We start from the raw sequence: 25,233 nt of genomic DNA on the forward strand, positions 1-25,233 counted from the left end.
TACGAGCGAGCGGGCGACGAGGGAGGGCGGTGCCGTCCCGGCGCCCCGAGCCGCCGTGCGGAGCAGCGGCATGAGCGGCAAACTGATCGTCGAGGCCGACGGCGGGTCGCGCGGCAACCCCGGGCCCGCCGGTTACGGCGCGCTGGTCAAGGACGCCCTCACCGGCCAGGTGCTGGACGAGATCGCCGAGTCCATCGGGCACGCGACCAACAACGTCGCGGAGTACCGAGGGCTGATCGCGGGGCTGAGGGCCGCGGCGGCCCTGGCCGAGCGGCCGGCGGTCGAGGTCCGCATGGACTCCAAGCTGGTCGTCGAGCAGATGTCGGGCCGCTGGAAGATCAAGCACCCGGACATGATCCCGCTGGCGCTGGAGGCCCGGGAGGCCGCCAAGGACCTCGGCGCCGTGCGCTACACCTGGATCCCGCGTGCGCAGAACGCGCACGCCGACCGGCTGGCCAACGAGGCCATGGACGCCGCGGTGCAGGGGCGGCCCTGGAGCCGCCGGGCCCGTGACCCCCAGCCCGGATCGCGGTCGCGGCCGGCGGCGGGGCCGGACGAGGAGCCCGAGCCCGCGCCGCGCCCGGCGGCGACGTGGGCGGGCGCCACCACCACTCCCACCACCACGCTGCTGCTGCGGCACGGCCAGACCCCGCTGTCGGACGAGAAGCGGTTCGCCGGCACCGGGGACATCCCGCTGACCGAGACCGGTCTCCTCCAGGCCAAGGCGGCGGCGCGGGCCCTCGGGGATCGTGGCATCGACGTGATCGTGTCGTCGCCGCTGCGGCGGTGCCGGGACACGGCGGCCGAGGTCGCCGCGGCCACCGGCACCGAGATCCGGATCGAGGACGGCTTCCGCGAGACCGACTTCGGCGACTGGGAGGGCCATACGTTCGCCGAGGTACGGGAGCGCTGGCCGGCCGAGATGGACGCCTGGCTGGCCGACCCCGCGGTGGCCCCGCCCGGCGGGGAGAGCTTCGCCGACACCGCACGCCGGGTCCGCACGGGACTCGACAAGCTGATGGTGCGCTACCGGCACCAGACGGTGCTCGTCGTCTCGCACGTGACGCCGATCAAGATGCTGGTACGCCATGCCCTGCAGGCACCGCCGCAGGCGCTCTACCGGATGCACCTCGACGTGTCGTCGCTGTCGGTCATCGACTGGTACGACGACGGCCCCGCAGTCCTGCGCGGCCTCAACGACACCCACCACCTGCAACCGTGACCACCTCGCAGCAGCCGTGATCAGGCGCCGACCGCGCCGAAGAAGCAGACCACCCTCCGTGATCATGCGATCAATCGACGATTGATCGCATCATCACGGCTGGGCGGGGGTCAGGCCGCGCGGACGGTGTCGGTGCGGCTGGCGAGCTCGAACTCCGCCCTCGGCTGCTCCATGCTGCCCAGGGAGATGGTCTCGCGCTTGAAGAACAGCGCGAGGGTCCAGTCGGCGAGCACCCGGACCTTGCGGTTGAGGGTCGGCACGCGCGACAGGTGGTAGGTGCGGTGCATGAACCACGCCGCGACGCCCTTGACCTTCACCCCGTAGATCTGGGCCACGCCCTTGTACAGGCCCAGGCCGGCCACCGAGCCGGCGTAGGCGTGCACGTACGGCTTGAGGGTCTTGCCGCGCAGCGACGCCACCAGGTTGTCGGCGAGCACCTTGGCCTGACGCACCGCGTGCTGGGCGTTGGGCGCGCAGAACTCGCCGTCGGCGGTGAGGTCCGGCACGGCGGCGTTGTCGCCGGCCGTGTAGGCCCGCACCAGGCCCTTGACGGTGAGGTACTCGGTGGCCTCCACCCGGCCGCGCTCGTCGAGCGGCAGGTCGGTGTTGCGCAGCACCGGGGCGGCCTTGACGCCCGCCGTCCACACCAGGGTGCCGGCGTCGAAGGAGCTGCCGTCCGACAGCTTGATCCGCTGGCCCTCGGCGGAGTCGAGGAACGTCTTCATCTTGACGTCGATGCCGCGGCCGCGCAGCTGCTCGGCGGTCCAGCGGCCCATCTCGGGCCCCACCTCGGGCAGGATCCGGTCGGCCGCGTCGACGAGCAGGAAGCGCATGTCCTGGACGCTGACGTTTCGGAGGTACTTGGTCGCGGTGCGGGCCATGTCCTCCAGCTCGGCGAGCGCCTCGACCCCGGCGAAGCCGCCGCCGACGAAGACGAAGGTGAGCGCCTTGCGCCGGATCTCCTCGTCGTCGGTGGACTCGGCGATGTCCAGCTGGGCGAGCACGTGGTTGCGCAGGTGGATGGCCTCGCCGATGGTCTTGAAGCCGATGCCGAACTCGGCCAGGCCGGGGATGGGCAGGGTCCGTGACACCGACCCCGCGGCCATCACCAGGTAGTCATAGGAGATCCGCTTGGGCGGGCCGGCGATGGGCTGCACGATCGCCCAGCGGCCTTCGTGGTTCAGCTCGGTCACCCTGGCGTTGAGCACCCTGGCCCGGGGAAGCACCCGGCGCAGCGGCGCCACCACGTGGCGGGGCGAGAGGTTCCCGGCCGCGGCCTCGGGGAGGAACGGCTGGTAGGTCATGTACGACTGCGGGTCGACGACGGTGATCTCCACCTCGCCGCGGCGCAACTCGGTCCGCAGCTTCTTCTGCAGCCGGAGTGCGGTGTACATGCCCACGTAGCCGCCGCCCACGATCAGGATGTGGGGAGCGCCACTGGACTGGCGGGGCGAAGCCATGGGAATGCGGGCATTGTCCTCGGGTCGCCGGGCCATGGTGGCCTCCTTGTCACAGGTCAGTGTCACAGGTCAGTTTGTGAAGACATTCACAAGCTAACCCCAAGAACGGGCATGATGCAAGCCGATCGTCGGGAAGAACCGTAGAACTTTCCAAAAAGCGGAGGATGGAACGTTCGTTACTGAGGGAAGTTCGTTGAACTTTCTCCGTGAGTCTCAGGGAGTGGCCGGAAGTCTTCCCGCAGGTCGTCGCGCGGGGGCGCCACGGCGGTCGCCGGGCTCATGAGAGAAAAGACCGTTTGTGACCGGGTGAGCATCTAAGGTGGGTCGCTGGGGTGAGGGTCTCACCGGCAGGAGCGCGGCCCGCTCGAATCCGCCGGAACGGGCCGGACGCAGCGTACGATCGTCGCCCGGGAGCGTTGACAAGGATGATGACTAGATACAGGCGTGCCAGGGTGCTCATGGCGGCAGCCGGTGGCGCCGCCGGGCTCGTCGGCCTGACCGGCTGCGGCCTGGTCGGGCAGGCGGGTGCCAAGAGCGCGGACCTGTCGGACTGGTTCACCGTGACCAGCCCGGCCTTTCGCGACGGCAAGCCGATCCCGTCCCAGTTCGCCTGCCCGTCCTACCAGGGCGGGCAGGGCAAGACACCGCCGCTGAACTGGTCGTTCCCCGACGGGGCCGCCGCGTTCGCCATCATCGTCGACGACCCGGACACGCCCAAGGGCATCTACGTGCACTGGGTGGTGGCCAACATCGACGGGCACACCAACGCCGTGGTGGCGGGTGCGCGTCTGGCCAAGACGGTTGAAGGAAAGAACACCGGGGGTACGGTGGGCTATCAGCCGCCGTGCCCGCCGAAGGGGCAGCAACCACACCGGTATCGCTTCACGGTCTACGCGCTGAGCGAGCCGGTACCGATGAAGGCGGGCGCCCCACTGAAGGACTCGTTGCCGATGATCGCGCAGCGGACGATAGGACGGGGCAGGATCACCGGGAACTTCGGCGGCCGGTAGATGCGTTGGGCGAGGTCAATGGGGCGAACCGTGTGCAGGGTGACCGAATCGGCCATGTGGTACGTAGCGTGTGGCAGCTAATGTTCACGAAGGGTGTGACAAGGGTCATAGCGGTCAGCCAGAATCAGGTGAGGTCCTCAGGGGACTGGACGCCAGTGATACGCGGGGTTGACCCTCGGGCCGCGCTGGCACCGGTAGCCGGACCATGGCAATGGGTGGTGCAATGACTTACATCGTCGTCCTCGGCCTCGTCGTGGTCGTCATCCTCGTAGTGGTGCTCGTCGCGCTCGGCATGCGGGCGAGCCGAGCGGCCCACGATGACGACGACGACTGGATGACCGACGAGCAGGAGACTCCTCAGCCGCGCGGCCGCAGAGGCGGCCCGGTGGTGGAGGAGGACATCAGCGAGGGCTACGGCACCGGCTATGACCGCCGCGTCGCGGGCGCCCCGCTGGGGGCTCCGACGGCCTCCCCGATGGCGGCACCGGTGAGCGCGCCGCCGCCGCCCTCGCAGGCCGTCGCGCCGCGCCGCGGCCGGGCCAGTGACGAGATGGGCGACGACGACTACTGGGCCACCATCACCTTCGACAAGCCCAAGTTCCCCTGGCAGAACGCCGACGCCCACCAGCCGGTGACCGGCGAGGACCCGCTCGGTATCCCCGCCGCCGACGAGCCCGCGCCGGAGCAGGTCGCACCCGCCGCCCCCGCGCAGCCGTACCTCCAGGACACCTACGGCCAGCAGGACTCCTACGGCAAGCAGGACACCTACGCCCAGCAGGACGGCTACGGGCAGCAGGACGGCTACGGCCAGGACGGCTACGGCAAGCAGGACACCTACGCCCAGCAGGACACGTACGCCCAGCAGGACTCCTACGGCAAGCAGGACACGTACGGCAAGCAGGACACCTACGGGCAGGAGCCGTACAGCCCCGAGTCCTACCCGAAGGAGCCGTACACGCAGGCTCCCCAGCCCCTCTCGGGGTTCGGGTCGGATCCGCTGGACTCCCCGCTGCCGCCCCTCTCGCAGCCTTCCCCCGCGCGCCCGGACCCGTACGACCAGCCGTCCCCGACCTCGACCGGTCCGCTGCGGGCACCGGATCCCCTGAGCACCCCGCTGGCCCGGGCGGACAGCCTGGACTCGACCCAGGCCTACTCCTACGGCGACGCGCTGACGGGCGGCACGCTGCCTCCGACGCCGGCGCCCCCGCCGCGCCCCGCGCCGGCCCCAGTTCCGCCCGCCGCCGCCCCCGGGCCCGGCCCGGGCGCAGGCTCGGGTGACACCGACGGTCACCGGCTGCCGACCGTGGACGAACTGCTCCAGCGCATCCAGACCGACCGGCGCCGGGCCACCTCGGCGCCCGCCGAGCCGCCCACGTCCTACGGCTCCGCACCGGTGGACCCGCTCAACGATCCGCTGAGCACCGGCCCGAGGAGCCTCGGGTCGCTGAACGGCGGCTCCGACTCCGGGTACGGCACCGACTCCGGGTACGGCTCCGGGTCCGGTTCCTGGCCGGGCTCCTCGTCCTCCGGGTCCTACGACCCCGACCCGCTCAGCACCCCCAGCGGCGGCCTGCCGAGCGGCGGCCAGCTGTCCGGCAGCGGCCTGTCCGGAGCCGGCTCGGCGTCCGGGGGCTACGACACCGGCGGGTACGAGACCGGTGGCTACCGTTCGTCGGGCTCCGGCTCCTCGTCCTCGGGCTACTCCACCGACGGCTACCCGACCAGCCCGGCCACCCCCGCCTACGAGCCCCCGCGCTACGACGATCCGCTGGCGGGCTACGGCGGTTCCCCGGGCGGCCGTGACTCCTACGGCGCCCTCGGCCAGAACGAGGCGACCTCGACCTCGCCCAGGGGAGTGCAGCCGCCGGCCGAGCCGGGCCGCTACGGCGACTTCTCGGGCAGCAGCTACAACGGTCCCGCCTCGTCCGACCCGCTGTCGGCGCCCCGCGGCTACGGCGAGTCCCCGGCGTCCGGATCGCCGTACGGCTCGGGCTATGGAGGTGCCGACCCGGCGTACGGCTCGCCCGCGCCGCAGCCGCCGGACTATTCCGACCCGAACCCTCCGAACCCGTACAACGCGCCTCGCGAGACGCAACGCCCCCCGGAGGAGTGGGAGAACACCTACCGCGACTACCGGCGCTGATCGGCCGCTTTTTTCCTTGTTCGCTCTCGCCGTGGTCGGGTCGTTCATGATTCGATACGTAGGGTGACGATAAAAACACGGAACGCCAGCACGTTCCCTCAGGACCTGCTCGCCTCGTTCGTGGTCTTCCTGGTGGCGATCCCGCTCTCGCTGGGCATCGCGGTCGCCTCGGGGGCCCCGGTCGCCGCCGGGCTCGTGGCGGCCGTCGTGGGCGGCATCGTGGCGGGCGCGCTGGGCGGCTCCCCGCTTCAGGTCAGCGGGCCCGCCGCCGGGCTGACCATGATCGTCGCGTCGCTCATCCAGTCCTACGGCTGGCGGGCCACCTGTGCCATCACCCTGTGCGCGGGGCTGCTGCAGCTGCTGCTGGGCGTCTGCCGGCTGGCCCGCTCGGCGCTGGCGGTCTCGCCCGCCGTGGTGCACGGCATGTTGGCGGGCGTCGGGGTGATCCTCGTCCTCTCCCAGGTGCACGTGATGCTGGGCGGCCGTCCGCAGGGGTCCGCCCTGGCCAACCTCCGCGAGCTGCCCGGCCAGGTCGCCGACCACCATTCCCGGGCCACCCTGATCGGGCTGCTGACCATCGCCGTGCTGGTGGCGTGGGGGCGGCTGAGCAGGCCGCGGATCCCCGGGCCGCTCGTCGCGGTCGCGGTCGGCACCGGAGCCGCCTGGGTGCTCGGCTGGAACGTGCCCCGGGTCGATCTGCCCGGCACCCTGCTCGGTGCCTGGGAGCCGCCCGCGGTGCCGGCCGGCTCGGTCCTGGGCGTCGTCGGGGCGGTCGTGTCGGTCGCGGTGGTCGCCGGAGTGGAGTCGTTGCTGTGCAGCGTGGCGCTGGACCGGGTCCGCCCGCAGGGAGTGCCCCGCGGCGATCTCGACCGTGAGCTCGTCGGCCAGGGGGCCGCGAACACCATCTCCGGGCTGCTCGGCGGGATGCCCGTCGCGGGCGTGGTGGTGCGGAGCCTCGCCAACGTCCAGGCCGGGGCGCGCTCACGGACCTCGGCCATCCTGCACGGGGTGTGGGTCCTGGTCCTCGCGCTGTCCTGCGGCCCGGTGGTCGAGCAGATCCCGCTGGCCGCGCTGGCGGCGCTGCTGGTCGCCATGGGCGTGCGGATGCTCGACCGGACCTACGTCAGGGATCTGCGCCGCCACCGTGAGGCCCCGGTCTACCTGGCCACGCTGCTGGGCGTGGTGACCCTGGGGCTCGGCGAGGGGGTGCTCGTCGGGATCGCGGTCGCCGGCTGCCTCGCCCTGCGCCGGTTGACCCGGCTGACGTTGAGCACCGAGTGCAGCGACGGCCGCTGGCACGTCGTCGTGGAGGGCTCGCTCACCTTCCTCGGGGTGCCCCGGCTGACCGCGCTGCTGCAGGAGGTCCCGCCGGGAGTGCCGGTGGATCTGGACCTCGAGGTGACCTTCATGGACCACGCCGCGTTCGAGGCGATACACCACTGGCGGGTGGGTCATGAGAGGACCGGTGGTCGGGTCGATATAGACGAGATCCATGAATCCTGGTACGAAAGCGCTGTGACAGGCGAAAAGACACCCATACGTCGTACCTCGGGCATTCGCTGGTGGGCTCCCTGGGGGGCTCGCCGGCGACGGGACACCGCGCCCCTTGACGGGGCGTCCCCGCGCGAGGTGTTGCTCGCCGGTGTCCGGGAGTACCACGACCGCACGGCCCGGCTGGTCCGTCCAATCATGGCTGAGCTGGCGTTTCAGCAGGCCCCGGAGCATCTGTTCATCACCTGCGTGGACTCCCGGGTGGTGCCCAACATCATCACCGCGAGCGGTCCCGGAGACCTGTTCATCGTCCGTAACGTGGCCAACCTGGTCCCGCGGTACGGGTCTCCGGCGCCGGACGACTCGGTCGCCGCGGCGGTGGAATATGCGACAAACGTGCTAAATGTGCGCACTATCACAGTGTGTGGTCACTCACACTGCGGTGGCATGGCGGCCCTGCTGGGCGGCGGCACCGAGATCGAACACCTGCCCGTCCTGTCCCGGTGGCTGACGCACGGCAACCACAGCCTGGCCCGGTTCCTCACGGCCGCGCCGGCCGACCCGCCGGCCGACCCCGAGGCCGAGCAGGTGTCGCCGCTGACCACTCTGTGCCAGGTCAACGTGGCGCAGCAGTTCGACAACCTGATGACCTATCCCTGGCTGCGCAGCCGGGTGGAGTCGGGGCAGCTCGAACTGGTCGGCATGTTCTACGACCTGGAGACCGCCCAGGTGTACGTGCTCGATCCCGAATCGGAGCGGTTCCTGCTGTTGCCACAGGAGGCTCCCGAGGTGGACGACGCGGGCGTGGAGGGCGCCTCCCCGCAGGGCTCCATCCGCACCTGACGGGGACGCGGGGGCGCGGGCGGGCGAGCCGTGCGCTCCCGGGAGATCGGGAGACGTGCTCCGCTGCCGATCGGAGCTTCGTGGCGGACGAGCCGGCCTGTAGGCCGGGTTCTGTCCCCGCTCGCGCGGGGGGCGGCCATCCATCTCGGGTCGCCGTTGCCGGCGACCTCCAGCGGTCTACCCGCAGGCTCGGGCGGGCAGCCCTCGAACGCCTGCGCGAAGAGCCTTGCGGCTCTCCTTCTTGACCTTGCTCCGGGTGGGGTTTACCGAGCCGCCCGAGTCACCTCGGGCGCTGGTGAGCTCTTACCTCACCGTTTCACCCTTACCGCCGGTCCGGGGACCGGTGGCGGTCTGTTCTCTGTGGCACTTTCCCGCGGGTCACCCCGGGTCGGTGTTACCGACCACCCTGCCGTGTGGAGCCCGGACCTTCCTCGGCGGGGGTGCGAGACCCCCGACGCGGCCGCCCGGCCGGCTCGTCCGCCGTGCCTCCAGCCTACGGCCTCCGCGGCCGCCTCGCCTACGCTGTGCGGATGGCCAGATCGTTGCTCGACACCCCGACCTATCGGCTGCTTCGCGTGCTGGGACGGCACAAGGTGATGGTCGGGGCGGAGCTGGAGCGGCTCGGGTTGCACATCGGTCACGATCTGTACCTCGCGCAGCTGTGGCGGGAGGACGGCCTGACGTCGGCGGAGCTCGCGGCCCGGACCGGGGTGTCGGCGCCCGCGGTGACGAAGGCGGTCACCGGGCTGGAGCGCGCCGGGGCGAACGGCTCGGGGCTGGTGCGGCGCGAACGGGACCCGGCGGACGCGCGGGTGGTGCGCATCTGGCTGACCGAGGAGGGCCGTGCGCTGCGGGATCCGGTCACCGACCTGTGGTGCCGGGCCGAGCAGGAGGTCTGGGGCACGCTCAGCTCGCAGGAACGCCGCGAGGCGCGGCAGGCCGCTGAGGAGCTCCTGGGCTGAGGCCCCATGACTGAGGGCTCGCTGAGGGATCGCTGAGGGCGAAACTCTATAGACGGCTAATAATTAGCTGGTTAACCTCTTCCTTAACCAGTTAAGGAGTTGATCGTCATGGAGTTCGGACTCCGCGGCAGGACGGCGTTCGTCACAGGCGCGACGGGACGGATCGGCCGGGCCACCGCCGTCGCCTTCGCGGTGGAGGGGGCGAACGTCGTGGTCGCCTACCACTCCGCCGAGTCCGCGGCCCGCGACGTCGTGGCCGAGGTCGAGTGGCACGGCGTCAAGGCGCTGCCGCTGCGGCTGGACCTCGGCGACGAGGCCTCCGTCGACGCCGCGGCGGCCGATGCCCTGGCGATGTTCGGTGCCGTCGACGTCCTGGTGAACAACGCCGTGGAGTGGCCGCCCTTCCCGTCGCCGGGCGAGGTCTTCGAGACGGTGCCGGCCGTACGGCTGCGCAGCTCCCTGCGGGCCAACCTCGAGGGCCCCTACCTGCTGGCCAGGGCGCTGGTGGGCCCGATGCGGGCCCGGGGCTGGGGCCGGATCATCAACGTCTCCACCGGCCTGGTGACCGACGGCCTCCCCGGGTCGGCGCCGTACACCACGCCGAAGGCGGGCCTGCACGGGCTGACCCGCACCATGTCCCGTGAGCTGGCGGCCGCCGGCATCCTCACCAACGTGGTGATGGCCGGCTTCACCCCGGGGGACCGGCCGATGCCGGAGGAGATGGTCGCCCGCGCCCGGGCCGCCGCCGCCACCGGCCGGGTCACCGAGGCCAGGGAGGTGGCAAGCCTCATCGTGTATCTCGGCTCGGCCGCAAACGGTCATGTCACCGGTGAGCTGATCCGGGTGGACGGGCATTTCGCGGCCTGAGCTGCCAGAACACGCTCTCACCCCATTTCGGGCACCCTGGTCTTTCCGGCCGGACCACCTGTCGTCGCGGCAAACGCGATATATCGTGGTCGCGTGCAGCAAAGTTCCGTTGGAACGGGGAGAATCAGGGCGTGCGGATCGGGATTCTGGGGCCCTTGGAGGTCGCCGACGGGGAGCGGCTCGTCGAGGTCGGCGGTGCCCGGCTGCGTGCGCTGCTGACCCTGCTCGCTCTGGAGGCGGGCCGGGTGGTGCCCGCCGATCGCCTCATCGGCGACCTCTGGGAGGCCGATCCACCGGCCGGCGCTCCCAACGCCCTGCAGTCCCTGGTCTCCCGGCTGCGCGCCGCCCTCGGCAACGGCCGGGAGCTCATCGAGTCACGGCCGGCCGGCTACCGGCTGACGCTGGCACGTTCCGATATCGACGCCTTCGACTTCGAGACCCGGGTGGCCAGGGCCCGGCGCGCCGGGGACCCGCGCGCCGTCGCCGCGGAACTGCGGGACGCGCTCGCGCTGTGGCGGGGCCCGGCCCTCGCCGACGTCGCGGGCGCGCCGTTCGCGGAGGGGCCGATCGCCCGCCTCGAAGGTCTCTGGCTGGCCGCGACGGAGGAACGGATCGAGGCCGACCTGGCCCTGGGCCGGTACGCCGAGCTGATCCCCGAGCTGGAGGCCCTCACCGCCGCCCATGTCCTGCGGGAGCCGCTGCGCGGCCAGCTGATGCGGGCGCTGTACGGAGCCGGGCGGCAGGCCGACGCGCTCGCGGTGTACGAGGAGACCCAGCGGGCGCTCGCCGACGCCCTCGGCGTGGACCCCTCGGCCGAGCTGGAGAACGTCTACCTGTCGATCCTGCGCCAGGACGCCGCGCTGGCCCCGGTGCGGCCGGCCTCCGCGGCGTCGCGCGGCCTCCTTCCGCCCGAGGACTCGCGGACCAACCTGCGCGCCCAGCTCACCAGCTTCATCGGCCGCGACACCGATCTGACCAGGGTCGGCAAGCTGCTGGGGGACGCCAGGCTCGTGACGCTGACGGGGCCGGGCGGTGCGGGCAAGACCCGGCTGTCGATGGAGGCCGGGGCACGGCAGCACGATCGCGTACCGGACGGCGTCTGGCTGGTCGAGCTCGCCCCGGTGACCGATCCTGCGGAGGTCGTGCACGCGGTGCTGAGCGTCCTGGGGCTGCGCGAGACCGTGGCGCTCGCGGGCTCGCGCAGCCGGATCCCGATCGAGGTCTCCGACCCGCTGGACCGGCTCGTCGCGGCGCTCGCCGGCAAGCGGCTGGTGCTGATCCTCGACAACTGCGAGCACGTGATCGACGCCGCGGCCACGCTGGCGGACCGGCTGCTGGCCGCCTGCCCGGAGGTACGGATCCTCGCGACCAGCAGGGAGCCCCTCGGCATCACCGGCGAGTGCCTCTGGCCGGTCGAGCCGCTGGCCCTGCCGCCGGTGGACGCCGATCCGGAGGAGGCCCTGACCTATCCCGCGGTGGCGCTGCTGGCCGACCGGGCCGGTGCCGCCCGCCCCGGATTCACCGTGACCCACGACAACGTCGCCGACATCGTGCGCATCTGCCGGGCACTCGACGGGATGCCGCTGGCGATCGAGCTGGCCGCCGCCCGATCGCGCGCGCTCACGCCCCGGCAGCTGGCGGCGCGCCTGGACGACCGGTTCCGGCTGCTCACCATGGGCAGCCGGACCGCGCTGCCCCGGCACCAGACGCTGCGCGCGGTGGTGGAGTGGAGCTGGGAGCTGCTGGACGAGCCCGAGCGCGTCCTGTGGCGGAGGCTGTCGATCTTCGCCGGCGGCGCGACCGTGGAGAGCGCCGAGGCCGTCTGCGCCGGCGATCTGGACGTGCTGGCCTCACTGGTGGACAAATCACTGGTGGTCGCCACCGAGGACGGCCGCTACCGGATGCTGGAGACCATCCGGGCGTACGGGATGGAATGCCTGGCGGAGGCGGGTGAGGAGGACCTCGTCCGGCGGGCGCACGCCGAGTACTTCCTGCGGATGGCGGAGGAGGCCGAGTCGAGGCTGCGCGGCGGGCAACAGGTCCGGACTCTGGCCGCGCTGGCGGCCGAGCACGACAATCTGCACGCCGCACTGCGCTGGGCGATCACTTCCGGGGAGACTCCGCTGGCCATCCGGCTCGTCGCGGCGCTCGGCTGGTACTGGTGGCTGTGCGGGCACCGGGCGGAGGGCAACGAGCTCGCCGCGGAGGCGCTCGCCCTGCCGGACATCGCCGAGGACCAGACGACCGCCATCGCCTGCACGCTCACCTCCTTCACCTCGTTCGGCGGCGCGCGCGACATGGAAGAGGTCACCGGCTGGATGCGCCGTGCCCGGGACATCACCCAGCGGATCGAGGGCGAGGTGGTCCACCCGCTGCTGCGCCTGCTCGAGCCGCTGCTCGACCTGTTCCAGGCCGGCAGGGACGCCGAGGCGCTGCGCAAGCTCGAGCCGCTGCTCGAAGAGCCCGACCCCTGGCTGCGGGCGATGGCCCACTTCATGTACGGCCAGGTCCAGATCAACATGGGACATACCGAGGGCGCGGAGTCCCATCTGGCCAAGGCGCTCGCCGGCTTCCGCTCACTGGACGATCACTGGGGGAGCTCCTTCGCGCTGGCGTCCCAGGCGGAGATGGTGTCCTGGCGAGGCGACTACCGGCGGGCCATCGAGATGTACGAGGAGGCGCTGGCGTACCTCACCGGGCTCGGCACCACCGAGGAAACCCCGATGATCTACATGCGGCTGGCGAACGCCCTGTGGCTGCTGGGGGACAAGGCCAGGGCGGGTGAGTTCGTCGCCGCGGGGGCGCGGGTGGCCGAGCGGTCCCTGGCCCCCGAGGGAATGGCGGCCGTGCACCACTATCTGGGCGAGTTCGCCCGCAGGGACGGCCGGCTGACCGAGGCCAGGGCCCATCTGGACCGCGGGCTGGCCCTGTCCGCGGACATGTCCGGGCCGCCGCAGTTCAAGGCGATGATGGCGTCGGTGCGGGCCTACATCGAGGCGGCGGACGGCGATCTCGACAGGGCCAGAGCCGGCCACACCGACGCGCTACGGCAGGCGGTCGCGTCCGCCGACGCGCCGATCACCGCGCAGACGATCATCGGGTTCGCCGACCTGGCCGTCCGGCGGGGGGACCACGCCGAGGCCGCCTGGCTGGCCGGCGCCGCCGAGGGGATCCGGGGACTGCCGGATCTCTCGCTCACGGACGAGGCCGAGATCCGCCGGAAGTGCCGGGCGGAGCTGGGGGAGGTGGAGTACACCGCCGGGCTCGAACGCGGCCGGACGGCGTCCGTCGACGATGTACTGGCCCACCTCGGCATCGACCGGCCCCCGGCCTGGGGGTTCTTCGACGCGGACGACAACGCGGCCACTCCCAGACGGAAGTGACCGCGCATTCGCCCCCGATCGGGGCGCACCGGGTCAGACCCGGCCCTTGAACGCGCGCAGCGACAGCGGGATGAACACCGCCGCGAGCGCGAGCCCCCACAACAGGGAGGCGGTCGCCGGGCCGGCGACCCCCTGGCTGTGCCCCTGCAGGTCGTGCCCGATCAGCAGGCCGCGGAGCGCGTCCACCATCTGCGAGACCGGGTTGTACTTCATGACGTTGTAGATCCAGTCCGGGTACTTGTGGCTCAGCGGGATGAACGCGTTGCTGAGGAAGGTCAACGGGAAGATCACCACAAATCCGAACACCTGCACCTTCTCCGGCTCGCTCACCGTCAGCCCGATGAACACCGAGGCCCACGACAGCAGCAGCGCGAAGGCCAGCAGCAGCCCGAACGCCGGGATCACGGCCAGCGGGGTGGTCTCGATCCGGAAGCCCATGAGCACGCCCACGGTGAGCAGGATCGCCATCGACCAGGCCTGCTTGGCGATGTCGGCGAGGATCCGCCCGGCCAGCGGGGACGTCCGGGAGATCGGCAGGCTGCGCAGCCGGTCGAAGACCCCCTTGGTGACGTCCACGTTGAGCCCGACCCCGGTGGACATGGTGGCGAACAGCGCGTTCTGCACGATGATGCCCGGGATCAGGATGGGCAGGTAGGCCGACACGCTCCCCGCCATCGCCGGCCCGAAGACGTAGGCGAACAGCAGGACGAACATGATGGGCTGGATGCTGAGGTCGATCAGCTCCATGGGGTTGTGCTTGATCTGGACCAGGCTGCGCCAGGCCAGGGTCAGCGTGTTGTTGACGGCGCTGATCGGCGAGATCCGCTTGCCCAGCGTCACTGGTGCGGGCGCCGGCTCTGCGAGCGTGGTCATACCGCCGCTCCTTCCTTGATGAGTTCCTGGTCGTTGTCCTCGTCGGCGGCGGGCTCCTCGGCCCGGTGGCCGGTGAGCGCGAAGAACACCTCGTCGAGGCTGGACTTGCGCAGCGCCAGCTCGCTCACCTGCACCCCGGCGTCATCGAGCCGCCGCACCACGGCGGGCATGACGGAGGGGTCGGAGATCGGCGTGCTGACCAGGCCGTCCCGGACGTCGGGGGCGGCGTCGAGCAGCTCCGAGACGACCCGGGCGACGGTCACCTCGTCGGCCCGGGTGACCGGGCGCACCTCCAGGACCTGCCCGCCGGCCTGGGTCTTGAGCTGGTCGGGGGTGCCGTGCGCGATGACCTTGCCATGGTCGATGACCATGATGTCGTCGGCCAGCTGGTCGGCCTCCTCGAGGTACTGCGTGGTGAGCAGCACCGTCACGCCGTCGTCGGTGAGCCCCCGGACGATGTCCCACAGGCCGTTTCGGGCGCGCGGGTCCAGACCGGTCGTCGGCTCGTCGAGGTAGAGCACCTGAGGCCGCCCGACCAGGCTCGCGGCCAGGTCGAGACGGCGGCGCATGCCACCGGAGTAGGTCTTGGCCGCCCGCTCCCGGGCGTCCCAGAGCTCGAAGCGCTCCAGCAGCTCGGCGCTGCGGCTCTTGGCCGCCCGGCGGGACATGCCCAGCAGCCTGCCGATGAGCACGAGATTCTCGGTGCCGGTGAGCATCTCGTCGACGCCCGCGTACTGACCGGTCAGCCCGATCAGCTGGCGGACCCGGTGCGCGTCGTGCACCACGTCGTAGCCGCCGACGAGGGCGGTGCCCTCGTCGGGCTTGAGCAGAGTCGCCAGCACCCGGACCGCCGTGGTCTTACCGGCACCGTTCGGCCCGAGCACGCCCAGCACCGTCCCGGTCCGGGCGGTGAGACTCACGCCGGCCAGCGCCTGGGTTTTGCCGAAGCGCTTCACCAGGCCCTCGGCCTGGATGGCGTATGTCATGTCATTTCTCCTCGGGTTCTGGACGCCGTACGTCTCGCGGCGTAGACCGCGAAATGTCAACTTACGCAGCGTCCTGTGTGGTCTGCGACTAGTTTTTCCGGTCGCCCTGTCAAACGCCTGCCAAGTCGCTGACAGCCTCGCACGGGGGTCTGACATAACCCGGTGGCCTGGGCCGACGGGCACACCGATCTAGACTGCGAGGAGTGATGTCGGTGGGCCACTCCCAGCAGCCTCCGGACCGGGCTCCGGCCGGGGCCCGGCTGCGTCCGCCTGCTCACCAGGCCGCCCGCCGGGTGATCGTCCAATGGACGGTGGAATACCTCATCGACGTCCTGATCGCCTTCGCGGCGGCCTGGGTCGTGGTCGCCGTCGTCGAGTGGTCCGGCTGGCCGGCGCTGCCCGGCGGGCTTCCGCGGCACATCCGGTGGCTGCCCCTGGTGGTGGCGGTGGCGGGGCTGGCCCTGGTGGTGACGGTGCCTGCCTGGCGTTACCGGCTGCACCGCTGGGAGGTCGGCTCCGACGTCGTCTACACCCGCACCGGCTGGGTCGGCCGGCACTGGCAGCTGGTCCCGGTGAGCCGCATCCAGACCGTCGACACCCGGCAGAGCTGGCTCGAACGGCCGCTGCGCCTGGCCACCATGCACATCAGGACCGCCTCCCATGCGGGCTCCTCCAAGGTGGCGGGGCTGCCGGTCGACACCGCGACCCTGCTGGCCGCCGACCTCGCGCACCGGGCGCACGAACTCCGCGACGACGCGACGTGAGCGTCCCTCCCGCCCGGCGGCTGAGCGGCTGGACGATGATCGTACGGGCGGGCCGGGAGGTGGGCACGCTGCTCTTCGCCGGGGCGACCGGGCTGCTGCTCGGCGGTCTGTCGACCGGGCTCTACGTCACGATGGCCGGGGTCGTCATGAGCCTGCTGCACAACGCGGTCAAGTGGGCGGCGTTCAGCTACACGGTGTACGACGACCGGATCGAGCTGCGCCGCGCACTGATCGGCCGGTCGGTGACCAACATCCCGATCGACCGGATCCGCGGCGTGGACATCAGCACGACCCTGCCGCACCGGGTGCTCGGCGTGGCCGTCGTGCACATCGACGCCGCCGCCGCGGGAGAGAACACCGGCGAGGGCACTCTCAACGCCGTCTCCCGCGCGGAGGCGGTGCGCCTGCGGCAGGTGCTGCTCAGCCGGTCGCACGCCCGGCCCGACGGGGCGCCCGCCGCCGTGCACCCGCCGCGCAGGGGCGTCCTCTACGCCCGGGCGCTGCCCAGGTGGTATCTGTACGCGCCGCTGAGCGGTGCCTACATACTGACCCCGTTCGCCCTGGCGGGAAGCCTGCTCGGGGCCCTCTACAACCTCGGTGACGACCTGGGGCTGCTCACCGAGCGCCGGCTGGAGCGGCTCGGCCAGAACGCGGCGGGACTTCCGCCGCTGCTGGCCGTCGGCGTCGTGGTGTTGCTCGTCCTCGCGATGCCGGTCGCCTCCGTCGTGGCGTACGCGCTGTTCAACTGGGACTTCACACTGCGGGCCGTCGGCGGGGAGGGCGGTGACCGGGACGGCACGATCGTGGCCGAACGTGGCCTGATCACCCGCCGCAGCGTGTCGCTGGAGCACGCCCGGATCCGCGGCGTCGAGCTGCGCGACAACCCCCTCGAACGGCTCGCCGGTGTGGTGCGGCTGGGCGCCCTCGTGACCGGCCTGGGCGACTCCGAGCACCGCCGGCGGTTGCTGCCGACCTCGCCGCGCGAAGTCGTCACCGGCGTCGCGGGCCGGGTGATGTCCGCCCCCGCCGGCTCGCTCTCCGTACTCGCCCGGCTGACCGGGCATCCCGCCTCGGCGCGCCGGCGCCGGATCAGCCGGGCCGTCCTGCCGCCGCTGGCCGTCGCCCCTGTCGCGCTGGTCATGGGTTGGCCGTTCGTCGCGTACGGGGCCGGGGCGCTGGCCCTGCTCTGCCTCCCCCTCGCACTCGACCGGTACCGCCAGCTCGGCCATGCCGACGACGGGACCCGGCTGACGATGCGCTCCGGCTCGCTCCGGCGCCACCAGGTGATCATCGAGCACCGCGCGGTGCTGGGCTGGGAGCTGCGGCAGAGCCTCTTCCAGCGCCGGTCCGGCCTGGTCACGCTGGTCGCCGGGGTCGGCGCGGGCAGGGGCGGTTATCCGGTGATCGACCTGGCGGAGGAGGACGCGGTGGCCCTCGCCCGGGACATCACCCCCCAGTGGGTCACGCCCTTCCTGGAGTAGCGCCGCCGCGCCGATCGTGCCGTACGGGTCGCCGCCCGCACCGGCGGCCCTCGTGGCGAGCCGGGGCGCCCGGCCCGCCCTCCAGGCCCGCCGCGGGGATCAGTCGGGGCGGCGGGCGCCGAACATGATCTCGTCCCAGGACGGCACGGAGGCCCGTTTGCCGCGGGACGAGTTCTTCCGCCGTCCGGGGCGGGCGGGCGGCTCGACCGGTGAGGTCGGCGCGGGCACCGGCACCTTGCGCTTCGGGGCCGGCGTGACCTTCTCGGTCTTGGGCTCCTTCGCCTTCTCCGCTTCGGCCTTTTCCGCCTCGGCCCGCTCGGCTTCGGCCCGCTCGGCTTCGGCCCGCTCAGCCTCCGCCTTCTCGGCTGCGGCCTTCTCGGCTTCGGCTCGCTCCGCCTCGGCCTTTTCCGCTGCGGCCTTCTCGGCGGCGGCCTTGGCTGCCGCGGCGTTGTCCGCCTTGGCCCGCTCCGCCTTGGCCCGCTCCGCCTCGGCCTGCGCTGCCTCGGCCGGACCGGTCTTCTCCACCGCGGCCGGCGCCGCCGTGGTCTCCTCGACCGTGGTCGGTGCGGCTTCGGTGCGGTCGGCCGCCGTGCTCACCGGGTCGGCGGACACCGGCTCGGGCTTCGCCGCGGCCCGCGGTGCGGACTTGGCGGCGGCCCGCGGCCGGGCCTGCTCTGCGGGCTCGGCGGACGGTGCAGCGGTCGCGGCGGGCTCGGCGGCGGCGTCCTCGGCGGGCTCGCCGGCGGGCGGCTTCGCGGCCACCGGTTCCCGGCCGGCCGGATCGGGGACCTCGGACGCGGTGGTGACCGGCTCCGCGGCGGCGTCCTGCTCGCGGGGCTCCGCTGCAGGTGCGGTGCGAGGCCGTTCGGCGGGCTCGGGCGAGGCGTCCGCCGCGGACCGCCGGGACCCGGTCTCGGACCGCGTCGCGGGCTCCGGCTCGGGCACCACCGCCGTGACGACCTCGGTGACGACTTCGGCGACGACCTGGCGGGGGTCCTCCGGCACCTCGTCGGCCGGGGTCTCCCGCGCGGCCTCGGTCACGCTCGCCCGCGCGGTCTCCGCGCGGTGCTCCGGCCGGCCCTGCTGCTCGGGCTCCCGGGTGTAGACGCCGGTGGCCTGCGCGACGGCGTCCACCTCCTGCGCCGCGGGCTCGGGGACGTTGCGCTCCCGGGCGGCCGGGACGATCTCGGGCTCCCGCGGGGCGACGTACTCACGGCGGTGCGGGGCGACCGACTGACGGCGTGGCTCGGCGGTCCGTCCGCGCTCGGCGCCGTACTCCCGGCGCTGCTCGGCGGCGACGTCCGAACGTGAGTCGGACACGATCTTCATGGCGGGCCGGCGGGGCACCAGGGGCGTCACCGTCGGGGCGGCCGGCTCCTCCAGCACGAGCGACGAGAGCCGGGCCGCCTCGTCGTCGAGCGGCGACACTTGCCGGCGACGCGGGTCGAAGACCCATTCTGCGGCGTGCGGACGGCCGTCGTCGAAGAACGACAGGCGCACCCGCCAGGTGCTGTCCTCGCACTTCCACGAGTCCCACTCGACCTCTTCGAGGTCCACGCCACGGCGGCTGAGGCGTTCCTCCACCATCTCGCCCAGCGGCGGGCCGGGGCTGGCGTCGCCCGGACGCCGGGCGATGACGCGCTGCGCCTGCTGGGCCATGTACTCGCGTTCCTGCAGAACAGGACCCTCGAACCAGCGGACACGCTCCACCGGGATGCCGGCGGACTCGGCGATCTCCTCCGCCGTCTCCCCGGCTCGGATGCGAGCCTGGATCTCCTTGGGGCGCAAAGGACTCTCCACTTCGATCTCGAACTGGCCGAGGCGGGAGAAATGCCCACGGACCGCGGCGCGGAGCCGATCGTCGACGGGCAGCGTGAACCGGGTGCCTCGGCCCGCGGTGGCCAGCACGAGGTATGAACCGTCCTCGCTGACCGCGACGAGGCGCAGCTCCTGCATGCGTGTCCTTCCTGCCCTCTATGACGGCTCGGGGCGCATGCGTGCCCTTCCCCCGGATCCCCGAGTCTCTCTTTACGACACGCCCGCTGCCAGCACCGTACCCGGCATGTCCGAACATCGCCGCTCTCGATCATCACAGACCTTCGAGAACGCCCTCCCATCTGCACAGCTTGCCTGCTCCGGAACACCGGTGGGCTTCGCGTGCCGGATTCTTGCGGATCCTTTTGCCCAGCGTGCCATCGAGAGCCTCCGCTGACCAGTGCCGGACGCGCGGGACCCCCGCGACGGCGAGACCGGGCGGGCTTCCGGACCCGCGCGTTCCGCCATGCCGATGCGAGTGATAAGTAGTCAGTTACACCTTTCGCCGGTTCCTCCGGCGATCCCCGGCACGAGGAGTTCCGCCGATGGCCCAGCTGGATCTGGCGACCCTGCACGAGGCGATCGCGGCCACGGTGCCCGACCGGGAGTGCCTGGTGTGGCGCGGCCGCCGGTGGACCTGGCGCGAGATGGCCGAACGGACCCGGCGGCTGGCCGGCGTGCTGCACGCCCACGGGCTCGGCCGGCCCGGCCGGAGCGGTGACCCCTGGGAGTCCCCGCACGACCATCTGGCGCTCTATCTGCACAACGGACCGGAGTACCTGGAGGGCATGGTCGGGGCGCACAAGGCGCGGGTCGCCCCCTTCAACGTGAACTACCGCTACGTCGACGACGAGCTCGCCTACCTCTTCGCGGACGGGCGCCCGGCCGCGGTGATCTACCACTCCCGGTTCGCGGCGTCCCTGGGCAGGGTGCTGGACCGGCTGGAGCGCACCCCGCTGCTGCTCCAGGTGGCGGACGAGTCCGGCGCCGCGCTGCTGCCCGGGGCGCTGGACTACGAGGCCGCACTGGCCGCCGCGTCCGCCGGGCCGCTGCCGGGCGTACGGCCGGAGGCAGGCGACCTGCACATCCTCTACACCGGCGGCACCACCGGCATGCCCAAGGGGGTGCTGTGGCGCATCGGCGACCTGATGAACGGCCCGCTGGGCCTGCCCCGGACCGGGCTGGCCGAGGCGGTGGCGGCCGCGGCGGGCCGTACCTCCCAGCGCGTCCTGGTGGCGCCGCCGCTGATGCACGGCGCCGGTACCTGGTCGGCGCTGGGCGCCTGGATCGGTGGTGCCACCGTGGTGCTCCCGGACGTCGTCGGCCGGTTCGACGCGGCCGGCGCGCTCACCACAGCGGTACGCGAGCGGGTGACGCGGATGCCCGTGGTCGGCGACGCGTTCGCCCGGCCGATCGCCGACGAGCTGGAGGCGCGGCCGTACGACCTCGGCGCGCTGCGCCAGATCGTCAACTCCGGTGCCGCGATCAACCCGGCGGTCAGGCGCCGTCTCACCTCGCTGCTGCCGCACACGCGGGTGATCGACGTGCTCGGCTCGTCGGAGACCGGCTTCCAGGTGACCCGGCGGGGGGCCGAGGACCGGCCGTTCGCGCCCGCCGCGGGAGCGCACGTGCTGAGCGCCGACCGCACCCGGCACCTGCGGCCGGGGGAGGACGAGCCGGGATGGCTGGCCAAGTCCGGGCCCATCCCGCTCGGCTACCTGAACGATCCGGACAAGACGGCCGCCACGTTCATCGTCCTCGGCGGAGTGCGCATGGTCGTGGCCGGGGACCGGGCGCGCCTGCTGCCGGACGGCACGATCCAGGTCCTGGGCCGGGAGTCGACCACCATCAACACCGGCGGCGAGAAGGTCTTCGCCGAGGAGGTGGAGGCGGTGGTGCGCGCCGTCCCCGGGGTCACCGACGCCCTGGTGATCGGGCGGCCCAGTGAGCGGTGGGGGCACGAGATCGTGGCCGTGCTGGTGCTGTCGGCGGAGCTGACCGACGAGCAGCTCCGCGAGGCGTGCGCCGTGCACCTCGCCCGCTACAAACTGCCCAAGGCCTACTTCCGGACCGGCCGTGCCCTGCGGCTGCCCAACGGCAAGGCCGACTACGCGGCGGCCCGGGCGATCGCGGAGGCGTCGTGAACATCACCGCGGCGGTGCTCCGCGAACCGGGCGGCCCGTTCACCCTGGAACGGCTGGAACTGGCGGGGCCGCGCCCGGACGAGGTGATCGTGCGGATGATCGCCGGCGGCGTGTGCCACACCGACCTGGTCACCGCCGACGCGGGCCCTCCCGGCGGCACGCCGCTGGTGCTCGGTCATGAGGGCGCCGGGATCGTGGAGACGACCGGCTCCTCGGTCACCTCGATCGAGCCCGGCGACCACGTGGTGCTCAGCTACGCCTGGTGCGGGCTGTGCCGCAACTGCGGCCGGGGCCTGATGGCCTACTGTTCCCGGTTCCTGGCCCTCAACTACGTGGGCACCCGGGTGGACGGCAGCTCGGCCATGAGCCGGGACGGGCACCAGGTCAACGGCCACTTCTTCGGCCAGTCCTCGTGGGCCGGCCATACGGTGACCACCGAGCGCAACGTCGTGCGGGTGCCCGGCGACCTTCCGCTGGAGTTCCTCGCGCCGCTCGGCTGCGGGGTACAGACCGGCGCCGGCACCGTCCTCAACGTCCTGCAACCCGAGCCGGGCTCGTCGATCGCGGTCTTCGGATGCGGTGCGGTGGGGCTCAGCGCGATCATGGCCGCGAAGATCGCCGGCTGCGGGCGCATCGTCGCGGTGGACCCCAACCCCCGGCGGCGCGACCTGGCCGTCGAGCTGGGCGCCACCGACGCCGTGGACCCGGCGGCGGGCGACCCCGCCGCGGCGATCCGCACGCTGACCGGCGGCGTCGACCACTCGGTCGAGTGCGTCGGGCTGCCCGCCGTCGTCCAGGCGGCCGTCGGGTGCCTGGCCGCCCCCGGCACCTGCGTGACGGTGGGTTTCCGGGGACTCGCCAACCCGGTCGAGCTGGACCAGGTCCGGCTGATGACGGGCCGGGGCATCCGCGGTTCCATCGAGGGGGACGCGATCCCGCAGCGGTTCATCCCGCAACTGGCGGGGTACTACCGGACCGGCCGGCTGCCACTGGAGAGACTGGTGCGGACCTACGCGTTCGATCAGATCAACGAGGCCGTGCGGGCGTCCCGAGACGGCGAGGTGGTCAAGCCCGTGCTGGTCTTCCCCTGACACCGGCCCCGCCTCCACCCCCCGAGAGGAAACAATGATCGATATGACCGGGATGCTCGCGGACCTGCGCGCCGAGGGCGACGATCTGGACATGCTGGTCGCCGGGCTGCCGGCCGCCGGCTGGGCCACGGAGACACCCGCCGAGGGCTGGACGATCGCCCACCAGATCGCCCATCTGGCCTGGACCGACGATCAGGCGATCCTGGCGGCCACCGACCCCGGGGCCTTCCAGGCGATGCTGGCGGAGGCGCTGGCCGGCCCGGCGGACTTCGTGGAGGAGGGGGCCGCCGAGGGCGCGGCGGTGGATCCGGCGACGTTGCTGACCGGCTGGCGGGCGGGGCGCGGCCGCATGACGGAGGCCCTGGCGGGGCTTCCGGCCGGGACCAGGCTGCCGTGGTTCGGGCCGCCGATGAGCGCCGCGTCGATGGCCACCGCGCGGCTGATGGAGACCTGGGCGCACGGCCAGGACGTCGCCGACGCCCTGGGCGTCGTCCGGACACCGACCTCCCGGTTGCGGCACGTGGCCCACATCGGCGCCCGCACCCGGGACTTCGCCTTCCATGGCCGCGGCCTGACCCCGCCCGGCGAGGAGTTCCGGGTGGTCCTCACGGCCCCGGACGGGCAGGAGTGGGCCTGGGGCCCGGACGGCGCGCGGCAGTCGGTGACCGGCCCGGTGCTGGACTTCTGCCTGCTGGTGACCCAGCGGCGCAACCGGGCCGACCTCGAGCTGACCGCGGCCGGGGCGGACGCGGACCGCTGGCTGGACATCGCCCAGGCCTTCGCCGGCCCGCCCGGCCCCGGCCGCCCGCCGTCCGTGCGCGCGTAGCGTGCCGTCCGCCTCGCAGGTCAGCGGGCGGGGCCGGGCGGCCACAGGCCGGTGAGGTCCACCGCTTCGCGCGGGGTGGCGGCGTGCCGGATCCCGGGCACCGGCCGCCCGTCCTGGCCGGACAGCCGCCAGCCGCCCAGCTGGACGACGGGCGCGCCCCGCCGCATGGCCAGGGCGAGCTCGGACAGGGTGCCCCAGGAGCCGCCGACGACGATCACGGCGTCACCGGAGTTGACGATGAAGGCGTTGCGGGCCGACCCGGCGCCGGTCGGGATCACGACGGAGAGATCCGGGCCGGCGTCCCGGCGGTCGGCGCCGGACAGGATGCCGACGACGGTGCCGCCCGCCGATCTGGCGCCCGCGGCGACGGCCGCCATCACCCCGCCGTAGCCGCCGCAGATCACGACCGCGCCCCGCTCAGCGAGCAGCCGGCCCACCTCGCGGGCGTGGCGCCCGTCGGTCTCGTCGCAGTCTCGCGGCCCGCAGACCGCCACCTGAACCACCATCTCCGACCCCCGCCAGGGACTCTACTCAGTGGCCCGGGCGCTACTTGCCGAAGACCCGGCCGGTGTAGGCATTGGCGAACCGGCGGTCCGGGTCGAGCTCGTCGCGCAGCGCGGTGAAGTCCCGGAACCTCGGGTAGACGGTCTCCAGGTAGGCCGCGTCCCGGGTGTGCAGCTTGCCCCAGTGCGGACGCCCGCCCACCGCCGTCATGAGCTCCTCGACCCCGCGGAAGTACTCCTCGTGCGGGTTGCGGTGGTAGACGTGGACGGCGATGAAGGCGCTGTCGCGGTCATGGGCCATCGACAGCCAGGCGTCCTCGGGCGGCAGCAGCCTGACCTCGATCGGGAAGCTGATCAACCAGTCCCGGCGGGCGAACAGCGCGCGCAGCTCCCGCAGCGTGGGGACGAGCTCCGCCCGCGGGACGGCGTACTCCTGCTCCTTGAAGCGCACCGTCCGGGGGCTGGTGAAGACCTTGTACGAGGTGTCGGTGTAGGTGCGGGCGCCCAGCGCCCTGGCGGAGATGCCGTTCACGGTGGGCACCAGGGCGGGCATCCGGCGGCTGAGCCGGTTGACCCCGTCGAACACCGTGTTGGACAGGAACCGGTCGTCCAGCCAGTGCTTGAAGGCCGGCAGCGGCGCGACCGGGCCCTCGGCCCGGTTGTTGCGCTTGGTCAGGCAGCCCTCGGTGTGCGGGAACCAGTAGAACTCGAAGTGCTCGTTGCCGGCCGCCAGCTCGTCCAGCCGGGACAGCACCTCGTCCCACCGCATCGGCTCCTCCTGGGCCCGCAGCAGGAAGGCCGGCACGGCCTGCCAGGTGACCGCGGTGATCACCCCGAGCGCGCCCAGTCCCGCGCGGGCCGCGTCGAACAGCTCCGGCCGCTCCTCCCGGGAGCAGGTCACCACGGCACCGTCGGCGAGCACCAGCTCCAGCGCGGCGACCTGGGAGACCAGCCCGGCGGCGTCCCGGCCGGTGCCGTGGGTGGCGGTCTGCAGCGCACCGGCGGCGGTCTGCTCCTGGATGTCGCCCATGTTGGCCAGGGCGAGACCGTGCTCGTCCAGCAGCGCGTTGAGCCGGTGCAGGGGAAGCCCGGCCTCGACCGTGACGAGCCGGGTGGCGGTGTCGATGGACCGCACGCCCGTCAGCCCGCCGGGCGCGAGCCGTACCCCGTCGGTCAGGGCAGCACCGGTGAAGGAGTGACCCGTGCCGGTCATCCGCACCGTCAGGCCGTCCTCGGCCGCCTGACGGACGGCCGCGACGACCTCGTCGGTGGACCGGGGCACCACGACCCGCTGGGCGTCGGCCTGCTGGTTGCCCGCCCAGTTACGCCATGATCGGCGGGTCGCGGAGGCCTTCACGATCGGCATGGT

General features: G+C 72.8%; 18 protein-coding genes and 1 other RNA gene. 12 read left to right on the forward strand and 7 right to left on the reverse strand.

Going from position 1 to position 25,233, the window contains the following annotated elements; translation table 11 throughout:
- The first annotated feature begins 70 nt into the window (after window positions 1–70).
- A complete protein-coding gene (locus tag ACRYCC_RS24355) occupies window positions 71–1,222 on the forward strand; it encodes a bifunctional RNase H/acid phosphatase (protein ID WP_433815657.1) in 1,152 nt (383 codons plus the stop codon).
- A gap of 110 nt (window positions 1,223–1,332) precedes the next feature.
- On the opposite strand, the gene ACRYCC_RS24360 is transcribed toward ACRYCC_RS24355, so the two are convergent.
- Window positions 1,333–2,616 carry an NAD(P)/FAD-dependent oxidoreductase gene (locus tag ACRYCC_RS24360; RefSeq protein WP_433816046.1) on the reverse strand — a complete coding sequence of 428 codons (1,284 nt, stop codon included), beginning with the start codon at window positions 2,614–2,616 and terminating at the stop codon, window positions 1,333–1,335.
- A gap of 524 nt (window positions 2,617–3,140) precedes the next feature.
- On the opposite strand from ACRYCC_RS24360, the gene ACRYCC_RS24365 reads away from it, so the two are divergent.
- From ACRYCC_RS24365 to ACRYCC_RS24375, 3 genes are all read left to right on the forward strand, one after another.
- Window positions 3,141–3,692, forward strand: a complete 552-nt coding sequence (locus ACRYCC_RS24365) for a YbhB/YbcL family Raf kinase inhibitor-like protein (protein ID WP_433815659.1) — start codon at window positions 3,141–3,143, stop codon at window positions 3,690–3,692.
- Window positions 3,693–3,915: 223 nt separating this feature from the next.
- Entirely contained in the window at window positions 3,916–5,835 is a 1,920-nt protein-coding gene (locus ACRYCC_RS24370; protein WP_433815661.1) for a hypothetical protein, read from the forward strand.
- Window positions 5,836–5,898: 63 nt separating this feature from the next.
- Window positions 5,899–8,169 carry a SulP family inorganic anion transporter gene (locus ACRYCC_RS24375; RefSeq protein ID WP_433815663.1) on the forward strand — a complete coding sequence of 757 codons (2,271 nt, stop codon included), beginning with the start codon at window positions 5,899–5,901 and terminating at the stop codon, window positions 8,167–8,169.
- A gap of 84 nt (window positions 8,170–8,253) precedes the next feature.
- Here ACRYCC_RS24375 and rnpB read toward each other — a convergent pair.
- Window positions 8,254–8,645, reverse strand: an RNA gene (gene rnpB, locus ACRYCC_RS24380) — RNase P RNA component class A.
- 54 nt (window positions 8,646–8,699) lie between these two features.
- Between rnpB and ACRYCC_RS24385 the strand changes: the two genes are divergently transcribed.
- From ACRYCC_RS24385 to ACRYCC_RS24395, 3 genes are all read left to right on the forward strand, one after another.
- Window positions 8,700–9,131: a MarR family winged helix-turn-helix transcriptional regulator gene (locus ACRYCC_RS24385; RefSeq protein ID WP_433815665.1), complete on the forward strand. Its 432-nt coding sequence runs from the start codon at window positions 8,700–8,702 to the stop codon at window positions 9,129–9,131.
- 108 nt (window positions 9,132–9,239) lie between these two features.
- On the forward strand, window positions 9,240–9,998 hold the full coding sequence (locus tag ACRYCC_RS24390) for an SDR family NAD(P)-dependent oxidoreductase (protein ID WP_433815667.1): 759 nt from the start codon (window positions 9,240–9,242) through the stop codon (window positions 9,996–9,998).
- Window positions 9,999–10,129: 131 nt separating this feature from the next.
- On the forward strand, window positions 10,130–13,381 hold the full coding sequence (locus tag ACRYCC_RS24395) for an AfsR/SARP family transcriptional regulator (RefSeq protein WP_433815669.1): 3,252 nt from the start codon (window positions 10,130–10,132) through the stop codon (window positions 13,379–13,381).
- Between the two features lie 33 nt (window positions 13,382–13,414).
- On the opposite strand, the gene ACRYCC_RS24400 is transcribed toward ACRYCC_RS24395, so the two are convergent.
- On the reverse strand, window positions 13,415–14,254 hold the full coding sequence (locus ACRYCC_RS24400) for an ABC transporter permease (protein ID WP_433815671.1): 840 nt from the start codon (window positions 14,252–14,254) through the stop codon (window positions 13,415–13,417).
- Complete coding sequence (locus ACRYCC_RS24405; protein WP_433815673.1) at window positions 14,251–15,240, reverse strand: ATP-binding cassette domain-containing protein; 990 nt, start codon at window positions 15,238–15,240, stop codon at window positions 14,251–14,253. The genes ACRYCC_RS24400 and ACRYCC_RS24405 overlap by 4 nt, the downstream gene beginning before the upstream one ends.
- A 212-nt stretch (window positions 15,241–15,452) precedes the next feature.
- Between ACRYCC_RS24405 and ACRYCC_RS24410 the strand changes: the two genes are divergently transcribed.
- On the forward strand, window positions 15,453–16,004 hold the full coding sequence (locus ACRYCC_RS24410; protein ID WP_433815675.1) for a PH domain-containing protein: 552 nt from the start codon (window positions 15,453–15,455) through the stop codon (window positions 16,002–16,004).
- Window positions 16,001–17,485, forward strand: a complete 1,485-nt coding sequence (locus ACRYCC_RS24415; RefSeq protein WP_433815677.1) for a PH domain-containing protein — start codon at window positions 16,001–16,003, stop codon at window positions 17,483–17,485. The genes ACRYCC_RS24410 and ACRYCC_RS24415 overlap by 4 nt, the downstream gene beginning before the upstream one ends.
- Before the next feature lie 99 nt (window positions 17,486–17,584).
- Here ACRYCC_RS24415 and sepH read toward each other — a convergent pair whose 3' ends face one another.
- The gene (sepH, locus tag ACRYCC_RS24420; protein WP_433815679.1) at window positions 17,585–19,441 is read right to left on the reverse strand and encodes a septation protein SepH; all 1,857 of its coding nucleotides are present in this window, start codon (window positions 19,439–19,441) and stop codon (window positions 17,585–17,587) included.
- Window positions 19,442–19,845: 404 nt separating this feature from the next.
- Here sepH and ACRYCC_RS24425 point away from each other — a divergent pair, with 404 nt between their 5' ends.
- From ACRYCC_RS24425 to ACRYCC_RS24435, 3 genes are read left to right on the forward strand one after another with little or no spacing between them, the layout of a single operon-like run.
- Window positions 19,846–21,444 carry an AMP-binding protein gene (locus ACRYCC_RS24425; RefSeq protein WP_433815681.1) on the forward strand — a complete coding sequence of 533 codons (1,599 nt, stop codon included), beginning with the start codon at window positions 19,846–19,848 and terminating at the stop codon, window positions 21,442–21,444.
- The gene (locus ACRYCC_RS24430) at window positions 21,441–22,535 is read left to right on the forward strand and encodes an NAD(P)-dependent alcohol dehydrogenase (protein ID WP_433815683.1); all 1,095 of its coding nucleotides are present in this window, start codon (window positions 21,441–21,443) and stop codon (window positions 22,533–22,535) included. The genes ACRYCC_RS24425 and ACRYCC_RS24430 overlap by 4 nt, the downstream gene beginning before the upstream one ends.
- A 43-nt stretch (window positions 22,536–22,578) precedes the next feature.
- Complete coding sequence (locus ACRYCC_RS24435) at window positions 22,579–23,361, forward strand: TIGR03084 family metal-binding protein (RefSeq protein WP_433815684.1); 783 nt, start codon at window positions 22,579–22,581, stop codon at window positions 23,359–23,361.
- A 20-nt stretch (window positions 23,362–23,381) separates the two neighbouring features.
- Here the strand turns inward: ACRYCC_RS24435 and ACRYCC_RS24440 are convergent, their stop codons facing one another.
- A complete protein-coding gene (locus ACRYCC_RS24440) occupies window positions 23,382–23,867 on the reverse strand; it encodes a TIGR00725 family protein (protein ID WP_433815686.1) in 486 nt (161 codons plus the stop codon).
- Window positions 23,868–23,907: 40 nt separating this feature from the next.
- Window positions 23,908–25,230 (reverse strand): D-arabinono-1,4-lactone oxidase, encoded by a 1,323-nt coding sequence (locus ACRYCC_RS24445; protein ID WP_433815688.1) that lies wholly within the window; start codon window positions 25,228–25,230, stop codon window positions 23,908–23,910.
- Window positions 25,231–25,233: the final 3 nt, after the last annotated feature.

The sequence above is a fragment of the Actinomadura scrupuli genome, from assembly GCF_050971785.1.
Classification (GTDB): domain Bacteria; phylum Actinomycetota; class Actinomycetes; order Streptosporangiales; family Streptosporangiaceae; genus Actinomadura_E; species Actinomadura_E scrupuli.

What these genes read in the sequence shown, in the direction of transcription:
- ACRYCC_RS24355 (WP_433815657.1), top strand. Translation starts at nt 71, where the DNA reads ATGAGCGGCAAACTGATCGTCGAGGCCGACGGCGGGTCGCGCGGCAAC.
- ACRYCC_RS24360 (WP_433816046.1), bottom strand. Translation starts at nt 2,616, where the DNA reads ATGTACACCGCACTCCGGCTGCAGAAGAAGCTGCGGACCGAGTTGCGC.
- ACRYCC_RS24365 (WP_433815659.1), top strand. Translation starts at nt 3,141, where the DNA reads ATGGCGGCAGCCGGTGGCGCCGCCGGGCTCGTCGGCCTGACCGGCTGC.
- ACRYCC_RS24370 (WP_433815661.1), top strand. Translation starts at nt 3,916, where the DNA reads ATGACTTACATCGTCGTCCTCGGCCTCGTCGTGGTCGTCATCCTCGTA.
- ACRYCC_RS24385 (WP_433815665.1), top strand. Translation starts at nt 8,700, where the DNA reads ATGGCCAGATCGTTGCTCGACACCCCGACCTATCGGCTGCTTCGCGTG.
- ACRYCC_RS24390 (WP_433815667.1), top strand. Translation starts at nt 9,240, where the DNA reads ATGGAGTTCGGACTCCGCGGCAGGACGGCGTTCGTCACAGGCGCGACG.
- ACRYCC_RS24400 (WP_433815671.1), bottom strand. Translation starts at nt 14,254, where the DNA reads ATGACCACGCTCGCAGAGCCGGCGCCCGCACCAGTGACGCTGGGCAAG.
- ACRYCC_RS24405 (WP_433815673.1), bottom strand. Translation starts at nt 15,240, where the DNA reads ATGACATACGCCATCCAGGCCGAGGGCCTGGTGAAGCGCTTCGGCAAA.
- sepH (WP_433815679.1), bottom strand. Translation starts at nt 19,441, where the DNA reads ATGCAGGAGCTGCGCCTCGTCGCGGTCAGCGAGGACGGTTCATACCTC.
- ACRYCC_RS24425 (WP_433815681.1), top strand. Translation starts at nt 19,846, where the DNA reads ATGGCCCAGCTGGATCTGGCGACCCTGCACGAGGCGATCGCGGCCACG.
- ACRYCC_RS24435 (WP_433815684.1), top strand. Translation starts at nt 22,579, where the DNA reads ATGACCGGGATGCTCGCGGACCTGCGCGCCGAGGGCGACGATCTGGAC.
- ACRYCC_RS24440 (WP_433815686.1), bottom strand. Translation starts at nt 23,867, where the DNA reads ATGGTGGTTCAGGTGGCGGTCTGCGGGCCGCGAGACTGCGACGAGACC.
- ACRYCC_RS24445 (WP_433815688.1), bottom strand. Translation starts at nt 25,230, where the DNA reads ATGCCGATCGTGAAGGCCTCCGCGACCCGCCGATCATGGCGTAACTGG.